Genomic DNA, 20,625 nt, shown 5'->3' on the forward strand with positions numbered 1-20,625 from the left:
ACTATAGGCTGGGAGCATTGCCGGAGGTTCCCGGTGCCCACCGTTCCGTTGCGGCCGGGCCTGGCTTCAGAGGCACTGGTACAGCGGGAAGGAACACGGGTGTCAGAACAGGATCCGGGCGCGGAGCGGCCCCAGGGCCCGGGCGGGCAGCAGCCCCAGAGGGGCCAGCCGCCCGGGCCAGGCCAGCAACCTGCATGGGGTCAACAGCCACAGTGGGGCCAGCAGCCTGGATGGGGCCAGCAACCTGCATGGGGACAGCAGCAAGGGCAGCAGCCCTGGCGTTCACCCCAGCCTCCCTACCCGGGCTCCCCCTACGGCCAGCCCCGCTACGTGGCGCCGCCTAAACCGGGAATCGTCCCGCTTCGGCCCCTGATGTTCGGTGAGATCCTGGACGGCTCCTTCCAGACAATCCGGCGGAACGCCAAAGCCATGCTCGGCGCTTCCCTCCTCGCCCAGTCGTTCGCTGCGATCCTTGCCGCTGTGATCACGGTCGTGACGGCAACATCGATGGTCTCCATCGAAGCCTGGGCAGAAAGCGCCACCCCGGCTGACTTCGCCTCACTCGGCTTCGGATTCCTGGCCGCCGTCCTGCTGGTTGCAATCCTGACCCTCTTCATCTCGGCTGTCCTCCAGGGAGCCATGGTGGTGCCGGTGGCCCGATCCATCCTCAACCGCCCCACTGGATTCCGGCAGATGTGGATCCTGGCCCGTTCCCGGGCCTGGACGCTGGTCCGCCTGGCCGCGTTGATGATGCTGGCCGGCCTGCTCGCGTTCATACTGCCCGCAGGCGTGGCCGTCGCGGTGATCTCCACCATGGAACGTGCGGGGATCCTGCTCCTCATCCCCCTGATTCCCGCTGTTGTTGCCTTGCTCACCTGGATCTATATCAAGCTGATGGTGGCGCCGGCCGCCGTCGTCATCGAAGAGCTGGGGGCGCTTGAGGCCTTGCGACGATCGTGGTCGCTGACCCGCGCCAACTGGTGGCGGATCTTCGGGATCACCCTGGTGGTCAGCATCCTGGTGGGCATCATCGGGCAGGTGGTCATGATCCCGGTGAGCCTGCTGCCCACGTTCCTCTCCGGTTTCCTCTCACCGCACGCGGGCAGTGAGCAGGACATCACGGTGGCGGTTGCTGTAGGGGTGGCCACTGCCATCGTGGGTGCCCTGGTAGGGGCCGTGGGCTACGCCTTCCAGACGTCGGTGATGGCCTTGATCTACATGGATCTCCGGATGCGCAAGGACGGCCTGGACATCGCACTGCTCCGCCAGCTGGAAACCGGGGCGGATCCGGACGGCATACCGGGCCGCAGCATTGCTGCAACGGGGCCGGGAACGGTTCCCGGAACCGGCCAGGCCGGGGTTTGGCCGGATGTCCGCTGAGTCTCCTCTGCTGCCCACAGCGGAGGAAGCCCGCCGCTGGGCCGCAGAGGAACTGGCCAAATCCGAATACCGGGAAGCTGAGCCTGGCTGGCTCGACTCGCTGTGGCGCGGTTTCCTCGACTGGCTGCGGTCCCTGGACGGGCCACCGGGAAGCGATGCGCCGGTGCCGAGCCCTGTCATTGGGATTGTCATCGCCCTGGTCATTGCCGTTGCCGTAATCCTGGCCCGGCCCCGCCTGAACCCCAAAGCCCGGCAGGCAAAGGAAGTCTTCGAGCCGGACAGCGCACTCACTGCCCCCGGTTACCGGCAGCGCGCAGAAGCTGCTGCTGCGGCCGGGAAGTGGGGGGACGCCGTCGTCGACCGCTTCCGCGCACTGGTCCGTTCGGCCGAAGACCGCATCGTGCTGGAACCCCAGCCGGGCCGGACCGCGGACGAAGCCGCCCTGGCCCTGTCCCGGCCCTTCCCTGCGGAAGCAGCGAGCCTGGATGAAGCGGCCAGGACCTTCGACGCAGTCCGCTACGGAAACTGGGCGGCCGGCAGCCTTGACTATAAGGCCATGACAAGGCTCGACACCGATCTCGAGGCCCGCAAACCCTTACGGCACGATGCGGCGCAGGACGCGGCGGTGCTGCCATGACCGAAGCGGTTCAGGAAGTAGCAGTACCGGAAACCCGGGGAGGCAAAAACACCGGCGCGGACTCCCTGACTGCGGCTGGAGGAAAGCCGTTCCGCTGGCTCCGGCGGCACCGCGGCATGGCGGCCCTGGCGGCCGTGGTTGCCGCCGCGTTGGGCCTGGTCGTCTGGGGGCAACTGGCTCCCAAGGGGGACGGCCTTCCCCTGTCAGTCCACAACCCGGAGCCGGAGGGGGCACGGGCAGTCAGCGAGATCCTCGGCCGCCACGGCGTTAAGGTCACCGACGCCACAAGCTTTGAGGCAGCCATGGCCGGCTTGGCGGACAGCGACTCCCCCACCCTCCTGCTCTACGACAGGGACGGGTTCCTCGATGACGCCCGGCTGCTCGAGCTGGCAGACGCGGCCGGCCGGGTGGTGGTGATTGCGCCCAGGCTGCAGACTCTTGCCATGCTGGACAGCGGTATCAGGCAGGCAGGTGCGGTGCCCGAGTCATCGCCGGTATTGGAGCCCGGCTGTTCCCTGCCGGACGCCGCGGCTGCCGGCCAGGTCACCGGGGAGTCGGGCTTCGTGTACGAAGGCGGGACGTCCTGTTACCGGCCCGCCGGCTCCGCCGCCGGGCTGCTGGCCATCAGCGGCGATGGCCGCGTCACCGTACTGGGCAGTACCGCGGTGCTCAGCAACGAAGGACTCGACCAACTCGGCAACGCGGCCCTCGCGATCCGGACGCTCGGCAGCTCGGCGGACCTGATCTGGTACCTGCCGTCCGTTGCGGACATGGACACCACGGGTTCCCCCCAAACACTCGACGAGCTCGCACCGGACTGGTCGCGCTTCATTGGGCCCTGGCTTGCCCTGGTGGCACTGGCGGCCATCCTGTGGCGGGGCCGGCGGCATGGGCCGCTGGTCTTCGAGCCCCTGCCCGTGGTGGTCAAGGCAGTGGAAACAGCGGAGGGACGGGCCCGCCTGTATCAGGATGCGCACGCCATCGATCGGGCGCGGGACAACCTGCGGGCCGGGACACTGGTGCGGCTGGCAGCGAAACTCCGCCTTGGCCCGGCCGCCACCGCCGATGAAGCTGCGGAGGCGGTGGCCCGGTTTCTGGCCCGCCCCTCCCATGACATCAAGCAGCTCCTTGAAGAACATCCGCGCACCGAGGCACGGCTGGTGACCTGGGCGCGGGAACTGAACACCCTAGAGAAAGAGGTCAGTAGCCGATGAGCGAACAAGGCAGCGGCCCCCGGGTCCTTGATTCCACTGGACACGATTCCACTGGGCACAATTCGAACGGGCATGCGCCGGCTGGGCATGCTTCAGCCCGGCAGGCCCTCCTGGATGTGCGCCATGAGGTGGCCAAAGCAGTGGTGGGTCAGGACGCCACGGTCACGGGCATGCTGATCGCCCTGCTGTCGCAGGGGCATGTGCTGCTGGAAGGTGTGCCCGGAGTGGCCAAGACCCTGCTGGTGCGCTCATTGTCCGCCGCCCTGAGCCTGGACACCAAGAGGGTGCAGTTCACCCCCGACCTGATGCCGGGCGACGTCACCGGATCCCTGGTCTACGACTCGCACACCTCGGAATTCTCGTTCCGGGAGGGTCCCGTGTTCACCAATCTCCTGCTGGCCGACGAAATCAACCGCACACCGCCCAAGACGCAGGCATCACTGCTTGAGGCCATGGAGGAGCGGCAGGTCTCCGTGGACGGCACCTCCCGCCCGCTGCCCTCGCCGTTTCTCGTGGCCGCCACCCAGAACCCGGTGGAGTACGAGGGCACCTATCCGCTTCCCGAGGCACAGCTGGACCGGTTCCTGCTGAAGCTCACCATGCCGCTGCCGGAGCGCCACGACGAGATCGAGGTCATCCGGCGGCACGCCGCTGGCTTTGATCCCCGCGACCTGGCAGGCGCCGGCGTCCGGGCCGTGGCGGGCGCCGCCGATCTCGAGCGCGCGCGGCAGGCGGTGGCCACTGTGGCAGTGGAACCCGAGATCATCGCCTACATCGTGGACCTGGTGCGGGCCACCCGTTCGGCGCCGTCGTTCCAGCTTGGGGTTTCGCCCCGCGGTGCCACGGCCCTGCTGAACACGTCCCGTGCCTGGGCCTGGCTGTCGGGACGGAGCTTTGTCACCCCTGACGACGTCAAGGCCCTGGCGCTGCCCTGCCTGCGGCACCGGGTGACGTTGCAGCCGGAAGCACAGATGGACGGGGTCCGGGTGGATGACGTGCTGGGCAGCATCCTGGCTTCAGTTCCAGTGCCGCGCTGATGGCCATCTCCGGGCGTTTCGTGCTGCTGGTCCTGGTGGGCCTGGTACCGGTCCTGCTGCTGCCCGGCTGGGGTACATTCTTCCTCGTGGCCGGCGGCCTGGCGGCCCTGGCGGCCGTTGACCTGGTCCTGGCCGGTTCCCCGCGCCGGATCCGCATCGTGCGCCGGGAGCTTGGCAACGTGACTTTGCATGGGACCGCCGAGTCCGTACTCACCGTGACCAACGACGGCGGCCGGCGGCTGCGCGGAACGCTCCGCGATGCCTGGCAGCCCTCTGCAGGAGCCCGGCATCCGGTACAGGATCTTGACGTTCCGGCCGATGAAAGCCGCCGGGTAACCGTGCGCCTGCGGCCGATCCGGCGTGGAGACCTCAAGGCACCGCATATCACTGTGCGAAGCTTCGGACCGCTGCTGCTGGCGGCCCGCCAGCGGACCATCGACTGCCCCGGGCTGTTGCGGGTCCTCCCTCCCTTCCATTCCCGGCGGCACCTGCCCTCCAAGCTGCGGAAGCTCCGCGAACTGGACGGCAAGGCTGCAGTGCAGATCAGGGGTGCCGGCACGGAATTCGACTCCCTGCGTGACTACGTCCGCGGCGACGACGTCCGGTCCATCGACTGGCGTGCAACAGCACGGCGCTCCGCGGTGGTGGTGCGCACCTGGCGGCCGGAACGCGACCGCCGCGTTGTGATGCTCCTGGATACATCGCGGACATCCGCAGCGAGGATCGGCGACGAGCCACGGCTGGACACCGGCATGGAAGCCGCCCTGCTCCTGGGTGTCCTCGCCGAACGGGGCGGGGACAGGGTTGATTTCCTGGCGTTCGACCGGCGCACCCGGGCCAGGGCCGGATCAGCGGGTCAGGGCAACCTCCTGGGCCAACTGGTCCAGGCCATGGCGCCGCTGGAAGCCGAACTCATCGAACTGGACTGGCAGGCAATCCCGGCGCAGGTACGCGCCGTATCCGCGCACCGGTCCCTGGTGGTGCTGCTGACCTCACTGGACGGCGGCGCACCCGAGGAAGGCCTGATTCCCACCGCTGCACAACTGGCCCATCAGCATGTTGTGGTGGTGGCAGCGGTGCGGGACCCCCAGCTCGGCCTGATGCTGCAGGAGCGTGACAGTGCCGCCGGCGTCTTCCGGGCAGCCGCCGCCGAACGCTCGCTCCTGCAGCGGGCAGCAGTGACGGCAGAGCTTCGCCGGCAAGGTGTGGAGGTGGTGGACGCAGAGCCGCAGGAACTGCCGCCCCGGCTGGCCGACATGTACATCAGGCTCAAGGCGGCAGGTAGATTGTGAACGTCCGGCAAGCCCCCTGTCCGCCCGCGTCACGAGGAGGTTCCTCCATGAACATTCCCATATACCAGCAGGTCCTCGGACCGGACTACGGCCGGTTGCAGCCCGAACTGCAGGAGTACTTTTCGCTCGCCCCGGGCTCCGGCCAGTACGGTGTGGGCGAAGGGACCTTCGATGTGGTGGGCTGCCGGCAGGACTGGCTGCGTCCCCTGCTGCGGCTCACCGGCGGTGAGGAAGCCTTCTTTCCCGAGTACGGGGAGAACATCCCGTTCCGGATCGAGAACCACGCACACCAGGATCCCTTTGGCCGGTCCAGCCTGACGGCCCGCCGCGAAATCCGGTTTCCCGGGCGCACGCGGATCTTCCAGGACACCACCAGCGGGGCCCGCCGGAACGGGGCACACCAGCTGGTTGATTATGTTGGCCGGTACCGGCGCCTGGTGACGGACCTGAACCTGAGCGTCACGGCGGAGGGACGGCTTCGCGGGGTGTCGGAAGCCTCGAGGCTGTTTCTTGGCCGCCTCCGCATTCCGCTTCCCGCCGCACTGGATGCGAAAGCCTATGCGGAGCAGTGGTGGGACCCGGCCGAAGGAAGCAACGGCAGGCACCGCATCCAGGTCAAGGTGATCCAGCCCCAGATCGGCCTGGTCCTGGTCTATGCGGGCAGCTTTGACTACCGGCTGCGCCCCTACACCGGAGGAAGCTCCGCGCAGAGCTTCCTGCCGCGCTACGCCCAGCCGGACCGCTGGGAAAACCGGGTCTGACGTCCTAGCCCTGCGCCAGCTGGTTCAGCCCGTCCGCTACTTGGGTGAGCCGGCCAAGGACCGCCGTGGCTTGTCCCGGTGTACGGCCGGCGAGTCCCGACGAGGGCGTAACCCGCACGGTGCTTAGCCCCTCAGGGGACAGGCCCAGCTGCCGCCACGGGCGCCACACGGCGTCAACACAGCCAGGGACTTTGGGCAGCGACTCCCCTGCGGCATCCAACACACCGATCCAGAGCCGCTTGCCTGCCTCCGCCGCTCCCGCCAGCTGCTCCCACTGGCGGGAAGTCAAAGCCCTCAGCGGAACAGCAATACCGTCCGCTCCGGCGGCCAGGATCTGTTCGAACGGGGCCTCGACCTCGGGAACGGAGATCACGATCTCCGCGGCACCGGCCGCGCGCAAAGCGTCCAGCACCACCCGCCAGGATTCCCGCGCTTCGGAGGAGGGGACCGCCCGCAGGGTGCGGTAGCCGCTGGCGGTGGGGATCGTGCCGGCCAGTACTGCCGCGACATCGGGCTCATCGATCTGGGCCACCAGCCGGGCACCGGGAACGGCTGCCGCCACCCGGGAGAGGTAGCGGCCCACGCCGGCAGCGAGTGAGGCGGCAAGGTCCCGCCGGGCACCGTAGTCGATCAGGGCACGCTCGCCGTTGTGCAGGTGCAGGCCGGCCGCCAGGCTGAGCGGTCCCACCAGCTGCACTTTGAACTCGGCAGCGGGATTGTCCTCGGCACCGGCTACATCGGCGAGGATGTTGATGTCGGTGGCCAGGGCGGAGGCAGCGCGCCGGAAGTCCTTCCCGGGCCGGTCCACGAGGCGCCAACCGTAGGGCTGCACGTCAACGGCAAGTTCTTCCAGCATGGCGGCGGTGCGTCCCAGGGCGTCTGAGCCGACGCCCCGGTCCGGCAGTTCGGCAAGGAACGGAAGGTGCGGGCTGCCCAGCTCACCCCGGATAATTTTGGCTGCTTCCACCGGGTCTTCCCCCGGCCAGGGGCCCAGGCCGGTGGCCGTCACTTCCTGCGGCGGTGCCGCACCCGCGCCGGTTGCAGGGCCGGGTTCGTGCCGTTCGCCGGTCACGCGAGGGCTGATGCCTGGGGGTGCTGTCCCGAGGCTGCCTGGTGGTCTTCGGCGATTGCCTCGTGATGCCGGATGACCTCGCCGATGATGAAATTCAGGAACTTTTCCGCGAATGCGGGGTCAAGGTGTGCGTCTTCGGCCAGCTTGCGGAGCCTGGCGATCTGCGCCGCCTCGCGGCCGGGGTCGCCGGCGGGGAGCCGGTGGGCAGCCTTGAGGAAGCCCACTTTCTGGGTTGCCTTGAAGCGCTCGGCCAGGAGGTAGACCAGCGTGGCGTCGATGTTGTCGATGCTGGAACGGATGGACAGCAGTTCAGCCATCACCGACTGGTCCACCTGGCCGGCCAGGGAGCTGGCTGAGGGATCGTAGTCGTCGGAGCCAGGAGCGTGAAGGTTGTGCTGCGTCATGGTTCAAGTCTATGGGCAGCCGAAGGAATCAACCGGCTGTTAAGCGCCGGTGCCGGCATTGCGCCGGCACCGGCGCTGGCTTCGGGCCAGCCCCAAGGCCCGCTGCCCGCGTGGCGCAGCGGGCCTTGGCTCGTGGGCCAGTGGTCCGTCAGATACCGAGCAGTGCCCTGTTTTCTTCCCGCCGCCGCGCCTGTTCCTGGGGGTCGGGTACCGGCAGGGAGGCAATCAGCCGCCGCGTATAGTCGTGCTGCGGGTTTCCCATGACCTGGCTGCCGATGCCCTGTTCCACCAGCCTGCCCTTGTACAGCACGCCCACCCACTGGGACAGGATGTCCACCACTGCAAGGTCATGGCTGATGAACAGGCAGGCGAAGCCGAACTCCTGCTGGATGTCCCTGAACAGCTCCAGAACCTTCGCCTGCACCGAAACGTCCAGTGCCGACGTCGGCTCGTCAGCTATCAGCAGACGCGGATTAAGGCTCAGGGCCCGTGCCAATGAGGCCCGTTGGCGCTGCCCGCCGGACAGTTCGTGCGGGTAGCGTCTTGCGTACGACGCCGGCAGCTGGACTGACTCGAGGAGCTCACCAACGCGTTTGCGGGCCTGCGCCGGGCTCGGCTTGGTGTGAATCACCATGGGTTCGGCAATGCATTCTCCGATAGTCAGTTGCGGGTTGAAGGAGGCGGCGGGGTCCTGGAAGACGAAGCCGATGTCCTTGCGGAGCGGTTTGAAGGTCCGCTCCTTCAGGTTGAGCATTTCGTACCCCAGCACCCGGAGGCTGCCGCCCGTGGTCCTGTTCAGCCCGGCGATGGCCCGTCCGATGGTGGTCTTTCCGGACCCGGATTCCCCTACCAGGCCGAAGACCTCTCCCCGGGACACGGTGAAACTCACTCCGTCCACGGCCTTGAAGGCCGGTGTTCCCAGCCTGCCGGGATACTCGATGGTCAGGTTGTTGGCTTCCACGAGGATCTCCTCGTCCTGGTGGGCCCGGCTGGTCAGTCCCTCGGACGCAGAATTGTGCCCCAGGTGCGGCACCGCGGCGAGGAGCTTGCGCGTGTAGTCCTGCCGCGGTTCAGCAAACAGCCTCCGCGCCGGCGCTTCCTCCACCACGTCGCCCTGGTACATCACCACCACACGGTCGGCGAGGTCGGCCACCACGCCCATGTTGTGCGTGATCAGCACAATGGACGTGCCATACTTGTCGCGCAGGTCGCGGAGCAGCTCCAGGATCTCGGCCTGGACTGTGACATCCAGGGCGGTGGTGGGTTCGTCCGCCACGATCAGGCCGGGATTCAGTGCCAGTGCCGCTGCGATGACCACCCGCTGCTTCTGGCCGCCGGAGAACTGGTGGGGATAGTAGTTGACGCGGTGCTCGGGATCGGGGATGCCTACTTTGCGGAGCGCTTCGATGGCGCGGGATTTCGCTTCCTTGCCCGAAACCCTCTTTCCACCGCCGCTGCCCGCATGGGCCCGGATGCCTTCGGCGATCTGCCAGCCCACAGTGAACACCGGGTTCAGTGCCGTGGACGGTTCCTGGAACACCATGGCCACGTCGCGGCCGCGGATCTGGCGCAGCCGCGCGGCGCTGACGCTGATCACGTTGGCCCCGTTAATCAGCACTGTGCCCGAACTGGTGGCGGTCTCGGGAAGCAGGCCCAGGATGGTTTTGGCGGTGACCGTTTTGCCGGACCCCGACTCCCCCACGATCGCCAGCACTTCGCCCTTCCTGACTTCGAGGCTGACATCCTTCACTGCGTGGACATCACCTGAATCGGTAGCGAATGTGACCTTGAGGTGGTCGATGTCGAGAACGGGATGGCCGGCGCCGGCCCCTTGTCCCGGCGGTGGATCGATGTTGACGGTCATGAGTTCCTCACATCTGCTGCGATGGCCGCTGTAGCCACGGACGCCGCGGAGCTGCCGCCGGCGCGTTTGCGGCCACGGAGCCGCGGATCGTTCAGGTCGTTGATGCTCTCGCCCATCAGGGTCAGCCCCACCACCGTCAGCACAATGGCTAAGCCGGGGAACACGCCGGTCCACCAGATACCGGAGGATGCATCGGACAGTGCCTTGTTCAGGTCAAATCCCCATTCGGCTGCGGAGCTTGGCTCGATGCCAAAGCCCAGGAAGCCCAGGCCGGCAAGGGTGAGGATGGCCTCGGAGGCGTTGAGCGTGAAGATCAGAGGCAGGGTCCTGGTGGCGTTGGCGAAGATATGCCGGCCAATGATCCTTGCACTGGAGGCGCCAACAACCTGGGCTGATTCAACGAAGGGCTCGGCCTTAAGCCGAATTGTTTCAGCACGGATCACCCGGAAATACTGTGGGACAAACACTGCCGTGATCGCCAGCCCGCAGGCGAGGATTCCGCCCCAGAAACCGGACTGGCCCTTGTTGATGGCGATGGACATAACGATCGCCACAAGGAGCGTGGGGAATGCGTAAATGGCGTCTGCGATCACCACCAGGATCCGGTCCAGCCAGCCGCCAACATAGCCGCTGATGAGTCCGAGGAATACCCCGAGGAAGATGGACATCAACACGGCAGCCACCAGCACGGCCGCTGCTGTCTGCGATCCCCAGATCACGCGCGACAGGACGTCATAGCCGCCAACAGTTGTGCCCCAGGGATGCTTGCCGCCGGGTTCGGCTTGGGCCGGGAACGAGCCGGCGTCATCGGAAATCTGGGAGTATCCGTAGGGTGCCAGCAGCGGCGCAAATATTGCGGCCACCACAAAAATGACGCACAGCACGACGCCGATGAGTAGCATCGTGCGCTGCAAACCAACGCTTTGGCGGATGTGGGACGCGACCGGCAGCCGGTCAAGCAATGGCTTCTTGGGATGGGGCAGGGCTTCCGTCTTCATCAGTATCTCACCCGCGGATCGATCAGGGCGGCGGCAATATCCACCACGAAATTGGTGACCGCCACAATGACAGCCAGCAGCATCACTATGCCCTGGACGGCCACAAAGTCCCGCGCCGTGAGGTACTGCGCCAGTTGATACCCGAGGCCTTTCCATTCAAAAGTGGTCTCGGTCAGCACTGCGCCGCCGAGCATGAGCGCGATCTGCAAACCCATGACGGTGATGATGGGGATCAGGGCCGGCTTATAGGCGTGCTTGGTGACAAGCCGGTATTCGCTGACTCCGCGGGACCGGCCTGCCTCAACATAATCCTTGCCCAGGGTGCCGATCACGTTAGTGCGGACCAGGCGCAGGAAGACGCCGGCTGTGAGCAAACCCAGCGCGACGGCGGGCAGGACTGCGTGATGGACAATATCGCCAAACGCCGCCAGATCGCTGCTGCGCAGGGCGTCCAGCCAGTAGATGCCGGTGGGCGCTGCCAGCCTGCCCATTGCCAGTTCCGTTGTGGTGGAAGCGCGGCCCGCAACCGGGAACCAGCCCAGGCCCACGGAAAAAATCAGCTTCAGCAGCAGGCCCGCGAAGAAAACGGGGGTGGCATAGGAGAGGATCGCGAACAGCCGCAGGAAGGCGTCGGGAACCTTGTCGCGTTTGTGCGCGGCGAACATCCCCAGCGGAATTCCCACGAGCAGCGCCACCAATAAGGCGTTAACGCTCAGTTCCAGCGTGGCTGCGCCGAAAGTAGCCAGCATCTCAATGACGGGCCGCCCGTCTGAGATGGTCCTGCCAAAGTTGCCCGTGGCGATGTGGCCGAGGTACTCGATGTACTGAATGAAGAGGTTCCGGTCGTAGCCGGCCTGGTGAATCAGCGCGTCAATCTGCTCCTGGGGAAGGCGTCCGCCCTGGGCTGCAGTGATGGGATCGCCGGTGATCCGCATCAGAAAGAAAACCAGGGTGACGAGGATGAATATTGTCGGGAAAATGAGCAGGAAGCGGATCAGGATGTATCTCCCAAGGCCACCTCCCGCGGATTTTGATTTGGCTGGCGCAACCGTTGGCGGCGGCGTATCGATCATTGTGGCCATGCTGTCCCTGCTTGATATGGAAACGACGAGTCTGGGGGCCAACAGGTAGGAGGCAGGACCACTCGGGCCCCGCCTCCTACGCTGGTGTGTTGCTGATTACTTGGAAACGGTGCCCAGCCGGAACTTGAAGGATGCATCCAGCGTGGACTCCACGCCCTTCACGCTGGTCCCGGACACGGCAACCTGCGCGCCCTGCAGCAGAGGCAGCGTGGAGATGTCCTTGGCCAACTGGTTCTGGACGTCCTGGATGGTCTTCTCACGCTCTGATTTGTCGGCGGTGACAAGCTGCTTGGCGATCAGCGCTTCCACATCAGTGTTGGAGTAGTGGTTTTTAAAAAAACCGCCCTTCGGGAACATCGGCGTCAGGTAGTTGTCCGGGTCGCTGAAGTCCGGGAACCAGCCGAGCTGGAAGACCGGGTAGCTGTCCTTCTTGGACGCCGCGTTGTACGTGACCCACTCCGTGGACTGCAGATCCACAGTGAAGAGGCCACTCTTCTCCAGCTGGTCCTTGACCATGGCGTACTCGTCACCTGAGGACTTGCCGTAGTGGTCCGGGTTGTACTGCAGCTTGATATTCACGGGGCTGGTGATACCGGCGTCGGACATGGCTTTCTTGGCCTTGTCCAGGCTGGGCTTGCCCGAGCCGTCCCCGTAGGCCTGCTTGAAGGACTCGTTGGCACCCAGGAAACCCGAGGGGACGTTGGACCACATGGGCAGGTAGGTGCCCTTGTAGACCTGGTCCGAAATAGCTTGGCGGTCCACAAGGTTGGCTGCGGCCTGGCGGACTGCCAGCGCCTTCTTCGGATCTGCTTCCGGCGTCTTTGCGCCGAAGGGCATGGTGTCGAAGTTGAAGACGATGTAGCGCATCTCACCACCGGGCCCGATATTGACCTTGACGTTGGAGTCCTTTTTGAGGTCGTCGATGTCCGTAGCGCTGAGGCTGCGGTTGGCTACATCGATCTGTCCGCCCTTGACCTCCAACTTCATGTTGGTCTGGTCGGTGTAGTACTTGATGGTGGCCCCGCCGTTGGCCGGCTTGCCCAGGACACCTTGGTAATCGGGCCAGGCCGACAGGCTCACCAGCGTGTTCTTGCTGTAGGAATCAATGACGTACTGGCCGTAGAACGCCTTGGCTTTGACAATCTCCTCGTCGGCGAGAAGTTTGTCGGCCGGGAAGACCTCATCGTCCACAATCGGAGCTGCCGGGCTCTGCAGGATCTGCGCGAACGTTTGGTCATTTGGCTGTTTAAGCGTGAATACCACCGTGCCGGCATCAGGCGTGGCAATGGACTCGATGTTGGTCAGCAGTGATGCAGGACCGTTGGGATCGGCAATCTTGGTCTGGCGGTCGAACGAGAACTTTACGTCTTTGGAGTCCAGCACGTGTCCATTGGCCCATTTGAGGCCGGTCTTCATCTTGACCGTGAACTCGGTGGGTTTGGTGAAGGAGCCAGATTCCGCCAGGTCTGGCGCAGGTTCTGCGCCGCCGGGCTTGGAGTTCATCAGGAAGGAGTAGATCTGGTTCATCACCATGAAGGAGCCGTTGTCGTACGAGCCCGCGGGATCCAGTGCGGTGACCTTGTCGGTGGTGCCGTACGCAATGACGCTGCCGCTGCTTCCATTCCCCGATGCCGTGCTGCCACCGCCACCGCCGGACGGGCCCGTGCAGGCCGTCAGTGCGAGCGCGGAAATGCCTGCCAGCGCGATAGCGCCGTGCAGTGCCTTGATGCTCTTCGTCATCTGTGAACTTTCTGTTCGATGAGTACGTGTCCGCCAGCCACTGCTGGATACCTTTTGCCAAGCGGGAGCACGCTGTGCTGATGCCTCGATTCAATCAGAGAGTCAACCCTCACGGCGGCCCATTTAGTGAGTTGAGACACAAAATTTACCTTGCGGCCGTACAGCCCGCGGCTTGCAACCAGAAGGGGGCTCGAGGACAACAAAACGCCGCCCCGGCGGGGCCGGGACGGCGTTCAGGAAGCCGCGGGCCTAGATTGCGGCGCGCTGCAGGGAACGGGCGGCATCGATAGTGGCTTGGCCCAGGACGCGGCTGCCCTGGTAGAGGACAACTGTCTGCCCCGGTGCCACACCACGAAGGGGATCGGTCAGGCGGACCACCAGCTGGCCGTTGTCCGGTTCGCCGCGTTCCATCCGTGCCGTCGCGGGAACGGGATCCCCGTGCGCACGCACTTGCGCGTAGCAGTCGAAGTCCTGGCCGGTTTCCACCTCGGCGATGGGCAGACCCGCCCAGGACACCTTGATGCCCCGGATTTCATCAATTGCGAGCAGCGCCTCGGGGCCTACCACCACTTTGTTTTCCTTGGGCCGGATTTCCAGGACGAAGCGCGGCTTCCCGTCAGCAGCCGGCGTGCCCAGCTTCAGCCCGCGCCGCTGGCCCACAGTGAAAGCGTTGGCGCCGGGATGCTCCCCCACCTTGGCACCGGTTTCGTCCACGATGTCGCCGGTTGTCATGTCGATCTTTTCCGCGAGCCACCCGGCGGTATCACCGTCGGGGATGAAGCAGATGTCGTGGCTGTCAGGCTTGTTGGCCACGGACAGGCCGCGCCGCTCAGCTTCCGCACGAACTTCAGCCTTGGAGGGGGTGTCAGCAAGCGGGAACATGGAGTGCTTGAGCTGCTCGTGCGTCAGGACGCCCAGCACGTAGCTCTGGTCCTTGGCCCAGTCCGCGGCCCGGTGGAGTTCCCGGTTGCCGTCCGCGTCCTCGATGACCTTGGCGTAGTGCCCGGTGCAGACGGCATCGAAGCCCAGTGCGATGGCCTTTTCCAGCAACGCGGCGAACTTGATCCGCTCGTTGCAGCGCATGCACGGGTTGGGGGTGCGGCCGGCGGCGTATTCGTCGATGAAGTCCTGGACGACGTCTTCCTTGAAGCGTTCAGAGAAATCCCACACATAGTAAGGAATACCCAGGACGTCGCAGGCGCGCCAGGCGTCGCGCGAGTCTTCGATGGTGCAGCAGCCCCGGCTTCCAGTGCGCAGCGTACCGGGCATGCGCGACAGCGCCAGGTGGACGCCGACGACGTCGTGCCCCGCCTCGACGGCGCGGGCGGCGGCAACGGCGGAGTCAACGCCGCCGCTCATGGCTGCTAGAACTCGCATGGTGGCTTCCTGTTGGATGGTTCCGGCTCCTGGCCGGTGCTTGCTGCCAGTGCTGGCCGAATCTGCTGGCTGAAATTGCTGCCGGGGAGAAATTGACGCTCCGGAAACGATCTTCGCCTATCTATTCTACGGCCTGCCCGCAAGCACACTCTCAGCGGCCGCCCATACCCTGGCGGGCCACCGTGCCGGCGGTTTGAATGGAAGACTCATGGCCCGCCATTCCCGCCTGACGGGCCCTGGTATAGGCGTCCGGAAGGGCGGCCAGCAGCGCGTCCACGTCCTCACCGCTGGAGGAGTGCCCCAGGGTGAAGCGCTGGGCTCCGCGCGCTGTTTCCTCGTCCAGTCCCATAGCGAGCAGCACGTGGGAGGGCCGCGGGACGCCCGCGGTGCAGGCTGACCCCGTGGACGATTCCACTCCTGCGAGGTCCAGCAGGAAGAGCAGTGAGTCCCCCTCGCAGCCGGGGAAGGTGAAGTGTGCGTTGCCGGGCAGCCGGCCGTTCCCGGGTGCGCCACGCAGGACGGCTTCGGGCACCCGCTCCCGGACGCCGTCGATCAGCCGGTCGCGGAGGGCGGCTATCCGGGCAGATTCCGCGGCAAGGTTGGCAGTTGCATTCTCCGCGGCTGCAGCAAAAGCGGCGATCGAGGCGGTGTCCAGCGTGCCGGAGCGGACATCGCGCTCCTGCCCGCCGCCATGCTGGACCGGGGTGAGTTTGACCGACCTCCCCAGCAGCAGGGCACCCACTCCCACGGGTCCACCGATCTTGTGCCCGGAGATGGACATGGCGTCCAGGCCAGATGCCTTGAAGTCCACCGGCACGGAGCCGAAGGCCTGCACGGCGTCCGAGTGAACGGGAACGCCGGCCGCGTGGGCAAGTTCCACCACGCGGTGGATGGGCTGGATGGTCCCCACTTCGTTGTTGGCCCACATCACGGTGACCAACGCCACCGACTCCGGGTCACGGGCAAGTTCAGCTTCCAGGACGGCCAGATCCACCGCCCCGTCACTGTCCACCGGGAGCCAGGTGACGTCTGCACCTTCGTGCCGCTCCAGCCACTCCACTGTGTCCATCACTGCATGATGTTCGACGGCGGAACACAGGATGCGCCGCCGCGCCGGCTTTTCGCCCACGCGCGACCAGTACAGCCCCTTCACCGCGAGATTGTCCGATTCAGTGCCGCCGGACGTAAATATCACTTCTGAGGGGTGCGCACCGGCCGCTGCAGCAATGGCTTCGCGGGCGTCTTCCACTGCCCGGCGGGCGCGGCGGCCCGAGCCGTGAAGGGATGAGGGGTTGCCGGTGCGGGCAAGTTCACGCGTCAGGGCAGCCAGCGCTTCCGGAGAAAGAGGTGTGGTGGCAGCATGATCGAGGTAAACGGGCACCCTGCAATTCTAGCCGCCGTGCCCTGACCGGTCAGGTGGGCGGCGTGATCCTTGCGCAGCAGTGGCCGGGCACGTCGGCGGGCACCACCCTGCCGCCGGAGGCGTCCAGGCGGTCTGCCGCCCCCTGCAGGAACGCCCCGTTCATGGTGCACACCACCCCGGGATGTTTGTCCGAGAGACGGTGGAAAGGGCAATTGGGCAGGAGGAAACCGCCGTCACCGTCCGGTTGGGGCCGGTAGCCGGCCTGGGCCAGGAAGTCCTCGAGGGTCGCAGCCCCCTCTGCCATGGCCTCCCCCTTGCGGTACGACTCCGCCGGCAGCGTATCGTCAATAGGCTCCCCCCCAGTGGTGGATTTTTCGATGGCGGCGGCCATCAGTTCCCCCGCAAGATCGTAGTTCCGGTCCGGCACGGAGGCCCCGATTTCGTCGGCGACAGGACGGTACATCTTGGCTGGACGCCCCGAGCCGGGTCCCGTTTTCCCTGGCGGCTTGTGGAATTCGACCGCCAGCAGGCCGTCCTGCACCAGGCGGTCCAAGTGGAAGGAAACGGTGCTCCGGGGAATTCCGGCACGCTGCGCAACGTCGTCACGGCCCACTGCGCCGGGGGAAGACACCACGAGTTCAAAAAGCTGGCGGCGCTTTTCATCGCCGAGGGAGGCAAGCGCTGCCATGCGGTTCGCCCAGGGAAGTCTGGCCATTGCTCCACCAATCCAAAGTCAAGATGTATTGATTATAGACCCTCCTGGTTTCTAAAATGGGGGAACCTACTTTTAGAAGGAGTCAGTTGTGAAAACCACATCAGCACTGCGCGCCAACACCACCACCACGGAGCCTGCCCGGCAGGCATTCCTGTTGCTGCGGACTGTCTTCACCGTCGCGCCGATCCTCTTTGGGCTCGACAAGTTCACGAACATCCTGACGGACTGGACCATGTACCTCGCGCCCCAGGCCACGGCGCTGGTGCCCTTGCCTGCCCAGACCTTTATGTACGTGGTGGGCGTAGTGGAAGTCGTCGCGGGCATCGCAGTGGCGGTCCGGCCAAAGTTCGGATCACTCCTGGTGGCAGCGTGGCTGTGCGGAATCATCGTGAACCTCCTGTTGCTCGGAGCCTTCTTCGACGTGGCGCTGCGCGACTTCGGGCTGCTGGTTGGCGCCCTCGCGCTCAACAGGCTCGCCCAGCAGGCTGCTGCCCGGCCGTCGGGGATCTAGGCCGAAGGAGGCAGGACCGGCAGGAACCGCACAGCGTCCGCCCTGGCCGAGGCCAGGGCGGACGCATCCGGGCATGAAACAGAAACGTAGATTGACGATCCGGAGGTGGCGAAGAGCCTGGCAAGCACCGTAGCTGCCCTGCCCCCTGGCGCGGCAGCCTCTTCCAGGACCAGCACCTCCACCGCGTGGCCCGGAGTGGATTCGTCGCCGCCCCATCGCAGCGTGGCGGCCTTCAGGTACTCAGGGAGGATGGTGGGATCGAGGTACTGAAAGAGGGCAAGTGTTGACCCGCGGTCATCACCCTGTGCCAGCACCTCCTGGTTGGTACGGACCTTTGCGGCCACGAGGCACCCGTCCGCCTTGAGGTACTGGCTTTCGCCGGCCACATTGTCCTTGACCATTTTCCAGCCGGGGGCGTCCTTCAGCCCGTCGGAGATGCCTACCGGAACTCCGCGGGCGAGGTTGCCGCCGGACGCGAAGGGCAAGTCCTGCGCCGCCACTGCCGCAGCATCGTGGCCCGGCGTGATGGTGGGGGTGGCAAGTACTGAGGCTGTTTCCACAGGTTTAGGTGCGGAAGGGTCGGGAACGCCAACGCTGCAACCGGCGGTCAGCACGGAGGCGAGAACCGCTGCCGCCAGCGGCAACTGTCCTGGCCGGACCCTGCCGGCCCGTGCCGCCGTCGTCGGCTTTTCCATGTCCTCCCCCATTGTGTTCCCTGACCTGCCGTTCTTTGCCCGCTGCCCGGCAGTTATCTTTCACGAGTCTAAACTCCGCCTGATCCCGCCCCGGCCGGGAACCCGGAACGCCGGCACGGACGTTGTCAGATCAAGGGCCGATAAGCTGGCCAAACAGGGCTGCCCTCCGCGGACCGGCCGTTTCAACACGAAGGATGCGTGCTTGACCGAGAGCAACTCCCACTACCAGGTGCTTCGCGTGGCAGTCACCGCCACCGAGAAGGAAATCAAGGTGGCCTATCGCCGCGCCGCCCGCCTGGCCCACCCCGACCATGGCGGGGATCCTGCCGCATTCCGCCGGGTGACCAGCGCCTATGAAACCCTGATCGACCCGCAGCGGCGGAGAGCGTACGACCGCTCCTACGCCGCAGGCACCGCCGACAAAGCCGATGCCGAACCACACTTTGATGCACCGCCGGCGGGCAGCAGGGCTTCGGCCACCGTGCACAAGACCGGCGGCACCCGGAACGCCGCCGGCGACCCGCCTGTCTACGTCCCGCCTTACAGTTCGGGAGCGGACGGCGGCGTTCCCTTGATTCCGATGGCGCAGGCCAGCCAGCAGGTCCACGGCATGCCGCGAAAACGCGGCATTTTCGGGGCAGAAGCACGGATCCAACGCGAGATGCGGACAGTCCAGCTCCTGACCCGCCAGGTACTGCCGGCCATTCCGGCGGCGCGCTTGATCAACGGGCTCCAGTCGCCGGCGGACAACAGCCACATTGACCATGCGGTGCTGTCCGGATACCGGCTGGCGCTCATCGGCTCCATGCTGCTGCCCAAAGGAGCCTATGCCTGGGACGGCAGGACGCTGAACCACGGCGGCCGCTCCATTGCCCCGCCGCAGCTGGCGCACATAGTGCGAGCCATGCAGGAAGTCTTCCCGGAACTGAACGTCACGGGCTGGACCGTGGTCCAGAGCCCGCACGGCAACCTGCACGAGCCGGTGATCGACGACCACCGCCGGTCCTCCGGGGGGCTGGAGACCGTCCGGATCGTCAATGCGGCGGGAATGGTGCGGGGCGTCAAGGAGTTCCTGGCGTCCGGGCCGGCCCCCAATACGGTCAACGTGCCGGTACTGGCCCGGTTGCTGCGCGGCATGCACTGACCGGGTTGATTAGTATGGGATGGTGTTCCGCATCCTCTTCCACGAACCCGAAATCCCCGGCAATACCGGCAACGCCATCCGGCTGGCAGCCATCACCGGCGCTGAGCTGCACCTGGTGGAGCCCTTGGGGTTCGACTTCTCCGACGCGAAGCTCCGCCGCGCCGGGCTCGATTACCACGACCTCGCCGTCGTCACCGTGCACCGGACCATTGAGGATGCCTGGCAGCATCTTCAGCCTGAGCGTGTCTATGCTTTCACGTCGGACGGGACAGCAAGCTATACGGACATCGCCTACCAGCCCGGCGACGTGCTGATATTCGGGCGGGAATCCGTGGGGCTGCCCGCGGAACTGAAAACGGACCCCCACGTCACCGCAACCGTGCGGCTGCCCATGCTGCCGGCCCTGCGCTCGCTCAACCTGGCCAACGCCGCCTCCATCGCCGTTTACGAAGCGTGGCGCCAGCAGGGCTTCGCCGGCGCCCGGACCTAGGCCCGCCCAAGCCGGGAGATCCGGCACGCCTGGCTACCGGGCCGGATACGCCGAAACCAGCGCGGGGTTCTACAGCCGAAACATTCTTTAGCCTTGCCCCATCCGCGCGCCGGGCTGTGCCGAATCCCTCTTGAGAACAGTCCATCAGCGATCAAGGAGCGGCAGGTGACACTTCTTCGGGCAGATTCCAGGACCAGCCGGGGCATCTCCCGCGGCACCGCTGAGGATTCATCTCCTGGGCACTTATGCTTGGTAGTAATGGATACTCCCGATGCTCCCGCGGTCACAGACACGCCGGCAGAGCTCAGTCAACGGCTCGCAGTCCTCCTGAGGCAGATTTCCCAGGGCGACCGGGCAGCCTTTGCGGAGTTTTACCAACTGACGTCCCGCCGGGTTTATGGCATGGCGCGCAGGGTCCTGATCGATGCCGAACTCAGCGAGGACACCACCCAGGAGGTCTTCCTGCAGGTCTGGCAAAACGCGGGCCGTTTCGATCCCGCTGCCGGCAGCCCGCTGTCCTGGCTGATGACCATTTCCCACCGGCGCGCCGTGGACAGGGTCAGGTCCGCGCAGTCGGCCACGGACCGGGAAGCCCGTTACGGGGCGAGCACCCAGGACATCGACCATGACACCGTCTCCGACGAAGTGGGAAGCAGGCTCGAAGCCGAGGCCGTGGTCCGGTGCCTGGGAACACTGACTGAGACGCAACAGGAATCCGTCCGGCTGGCCTACTACGGCGGCCTGACGTACCGGGAAGTCGCCGAACAGCTGAACGCTGCAGTTCCCACCATAAAGTCCCGCATCCGCGACGGACTGATCCGCTTGAAGACCTGTTTGGGGGTGAGTTGA

At 65.9% G+C, this 20,625-nt stretch carries 20 protein-coding genes; 10 read left to right on the plus strand and 10 right to left on the minus strand.

The window, feature by feature from the left end; all coding sequences use genetic code 11:
• Positions 1–99 precede the first annotated feature (99 nt).
• Genes QFZ36_RS05245 through QFZ36_RS05270 form a run of 6 tightly spaced genes read left to right on the plus strand, consistent with a single transcriptional unit; the run spans position 100 to position 6,321 of the window.
• Positions 100–1,380 carry a DUF7847 domain-containing protein gene (locus QFZ36_RS05245; protein ID WP_306634472.1) on the plus strand — a complete coding sequence of 427 codons (1,281 nt, stop codon included), beginning with the start codon at positions 100–102 and terminating at the stop codon, positions 1,378–1,380.
• Positions 1,370–2,017 (plus strand): DUF4129 domain-containing protein, encoded by a 648-nt coding sequence (locus QFZ36_RS05250; RefSeq protein ID WP_306634473.1) that lies wholly within the window; start codon positions 1,370–1,372, stop codon positions 2,015–2,017. The genes QFZ36_RS05245 and QFZ36_RS05250 overlap by 11 nt, the downstream gene beginning before the upstream one ends.
• Positions 2,014–3,231, plus strand: coding sequence for a DUF4350 domain-containing protein (locus QFZ36_RS05255; protein WP_306634474.1), 1,218 nt, complete (start codon positions 2,014–2,016; stop codon positions 3,229–3,231). Before QFZ36_RS05250 ends, QFZ36_RS05255 begins: the two co-directional genes overlap by 4 nt.
• Entirely contained in the window at positions 3,228–4,268 is a 1,041-nt protein-coding gene (locus QFZ36_RS05260) for an AAA family ATPase (protein ID WP_306634475.1), read from the plus strand. Before QFZ36_RS05255 ends, QFZ36_RS05260 begins: the two co-directional genes overlap by 4 nt.
• Positions 4,268–5,560 carry a DUF58 domain-containing protein gene (locus tag QFZ36_RS05265; RefSeq protein ID WP_306634477.1) on the plus strand — a complete coding sequence of 431 codons (1,293 nt, stop codon included), beginning with the start codon at positions 4,268–4,270 and terminating at the stop codon, positions 5,558–5,560. The genes QFZ36_RS05260 and QFZ36_RS05265 overlap by 1 nt, the downstream gene beginning before the upstream one ends.
• Before the next feature lie 47 nt (positions 5,561–5,607).
• Positions 5,608–6,321: a DUF4166 domain-containing protein gene (locus QFZ36_RS05270; protein WP_306634479.1), complete on the plus strand. Its 714-nt coding sequence runs from the start codon at positions 5,608–5,610 to the stop codon at positions 6,319–6,321.
• 4 nt (positions 6,322–6,325) lie between these two features.
• Here QFZ36_RS05270 and QFZ36_RS05275 read toward each other — a convergent pair whose 3' ends face one another.
• From QFZ36_RS05275 to QFZ36_RS05315, 9 genes are all read right to left on the minus strand, one after another.
• Positions 6,326–7,330, minus strand: coding sequence for a hypothetical protein (locus QFZ36_RS05275; RefSeq protein ID WP_373427071.1), 1,005 nt, complete (start codon positions 7,328–7,330; stop codon positions 6,326–6,328).
• 59 nt (positions 7,331–7,389) lie between these two features.
• Positions 7,390–7,797 carry a chorismate mutase gene (locus tag QFZ36_RS05280; protein WP_306634482.1) on the minus strand — a complete coding sequence of 136 codons (408 nt, stop codon included), beginning with the start codon at positions 7,795–7,797 and terminating at the stop codon, positions 7,390–7,392.
• Between the two features lie 148 nt (positions 7,798–7,945).
• The gene (locus tag QFZ36_RS05285; protein WP_306634484.1) at positions 7,946–9,661 is read right to left on the minus strand and encodes an ABC transporter ATP-binding protein; all 1,716 of its coding nucleotides are present in this window, start codon (positions 9,659–9,661) and stop codon (positions 7,946–7,948) included.
• Positions 9,658–10,659 (minus strand): ABC transporter permease, encoded by a 1,002-nt coding sequence (locus QFZ36_RS05290; protein ID WP_306634485.1) that lies wholly within the window; start codon positions 10,657–10,659, stop codon positions 9,658–9,660. The genes QFZ36_RS05285 and QFZ36_RS05290 overlap by 4 nt, the downstream gene beginning before the upstream one ends.
• Positions 10,659–11,741 carry an ABC transporter permease gene (locus tag QFZ36_RS05295; protein WP_306634487.1) on the minus strand — a complete coding sequence of 361 codons (1,083 nt, stop codon included), beginning with the start codon at positions 11,739–11,741 and terminating at the stop codon, positions 10,659–10,661. The genes QFZ36_RS05290 and QFZ36_RS05295 overlap by 1 nt, the downstream gene beginning before the upstream one ends.
• 96 nt (positions 11,742–11,837) lie before the next feature.
• The gene (locus QFZ36_RS05300; RefSeq protein ID WP_306634488.1) at positions 11,838–13,481 is read right to left on the minus strand and encodes an ABC transporter substrate-binding protein; all 1,644 of its coding nucleotides are present in this window, start codon (positions 13,479–13,481) and stop codon (positions 11,838–11,840) included.
• Positions 13,482–13,730: 249 nt separating this feature from the next.
• Complete coding sequence (mnmA, locus tag QFZ36_RS05305; RefSeq protein WP_373427072.1) at positions 13,731–14,840, minus strand: tRNA 2-thiouridine(34) synthase MnmA; 1,110 nt, start codon at positions 14,838–14,840, stop codon at positions 13,731–13,733.
• 169 nt (positions 14,841–15,009) lie between these two features.
• The gene (locus tag QFZ36_RS05310) at positions 15,010–16,239 is read right to left on the minus strand and encodes a cysteine desulfurase family protein (protein WP_306634492.1); all 1,230 of its coding nucleotides are present in this window, start codon (positions 16,237–16,239) and stop codon (positions 15,010–15,012) included.
• A gap of 31 nt (positions 16,240–16,270) precedes the next feature.
• Entirely contained in the window at positions 16,271–16,936 is a 666-nt protein-coding gene (locus QFZ36_RS05315) for a helix-turn-helix transcriptional regulator (protein ID WP_306634493.1), read from the minus strand.
• 88 nt (positions 16,937–17,024) lie between these two features.
• On the opposite strand from QFZ36_RS05315, the gene QFZ36_RS05320 reads away from it, so the two are divergent.
• Complete coding sequence (locus QFZ36_RS05320) at positions 17,025–17,447, plus strand: hypothetical protein (RefSeq protein ID WP_306634495.1); 423 nt, start codon at positions 17,025–17,027, stop codon at positions 17,445–17,447.
• Here QFZ36_RS05320 and QFZ36_RS05325 read toward each other — a convergent pair.
• Positions 17,444–18,142 (minus strand): hypothetical protein, encoded by a 699-nt coding sequence (locus QFZ36_RS05325; RefSeq protein WP_306634497.1) that lies wholly within the window; start codon positions 18,140–18,142, stop codon positions 17,444–17,446. The genes QFZ36_RS05320 and QFZ36_RS05325 overlap by 4 nt on opposite strands.
• A gap of 202 nt (positions 18,143–18,344) precedes the next feature.
• On the opposite strand from QFZ36_RS05325, the gene QFZ36_RS05330 reads away from it, so the two are divergent.
• The 3 genes from QFZ36_RS05330 (at position 18,345) to sigK (ending at position 20,625) form a co-directional block, all read left to right on the plus strand.
• On the plus strand, positions 18,345–19,286 hold the full coding sequence (locus QFZ36_RS05330; RefSeq protein ID WP_306634498.1) for a J domain-containing protein: 942 nt from the start codon (positions 18,345–18,347) through the stop codon (positions 19,284–19,286).
• A 22-nt stretch (positions 19,287–19,308) separates the two neighbouring features.
• Entirely contained in the window at positions 19,309–19,776 is a 468-nt protein-coding gene (locus QFZ36_RS05335; RefSeq protein ID WP_306634501.1) for a tRNA (cytidine(34)-2'-O)-methyltransferase, read from the plus strand.
• Between the two features lie 258 nt (positions 19,777–20,034).
• On the plus strand, positions 20,035–20,625 hold the full coding sequence (gene sigK / locus QFZ36_RS05340; RefSeq protein WP_306634503.1) for an ECF RNA polymerase sigma factor SigK: 591 nt from the start codon (positions 20,035–20,037) through the stop codon (positions 20,623–20,625).

Source organism: Pseudarthrobacter siccitolerans (genome assembly GCF_030823375.1).
Lineage (GTDB): Bacteria > Actinomycetota > Actinomycetes > Actinomycetales > Micrococcaceae > Arthrobacter > Arthrobacter siccitolerans_A.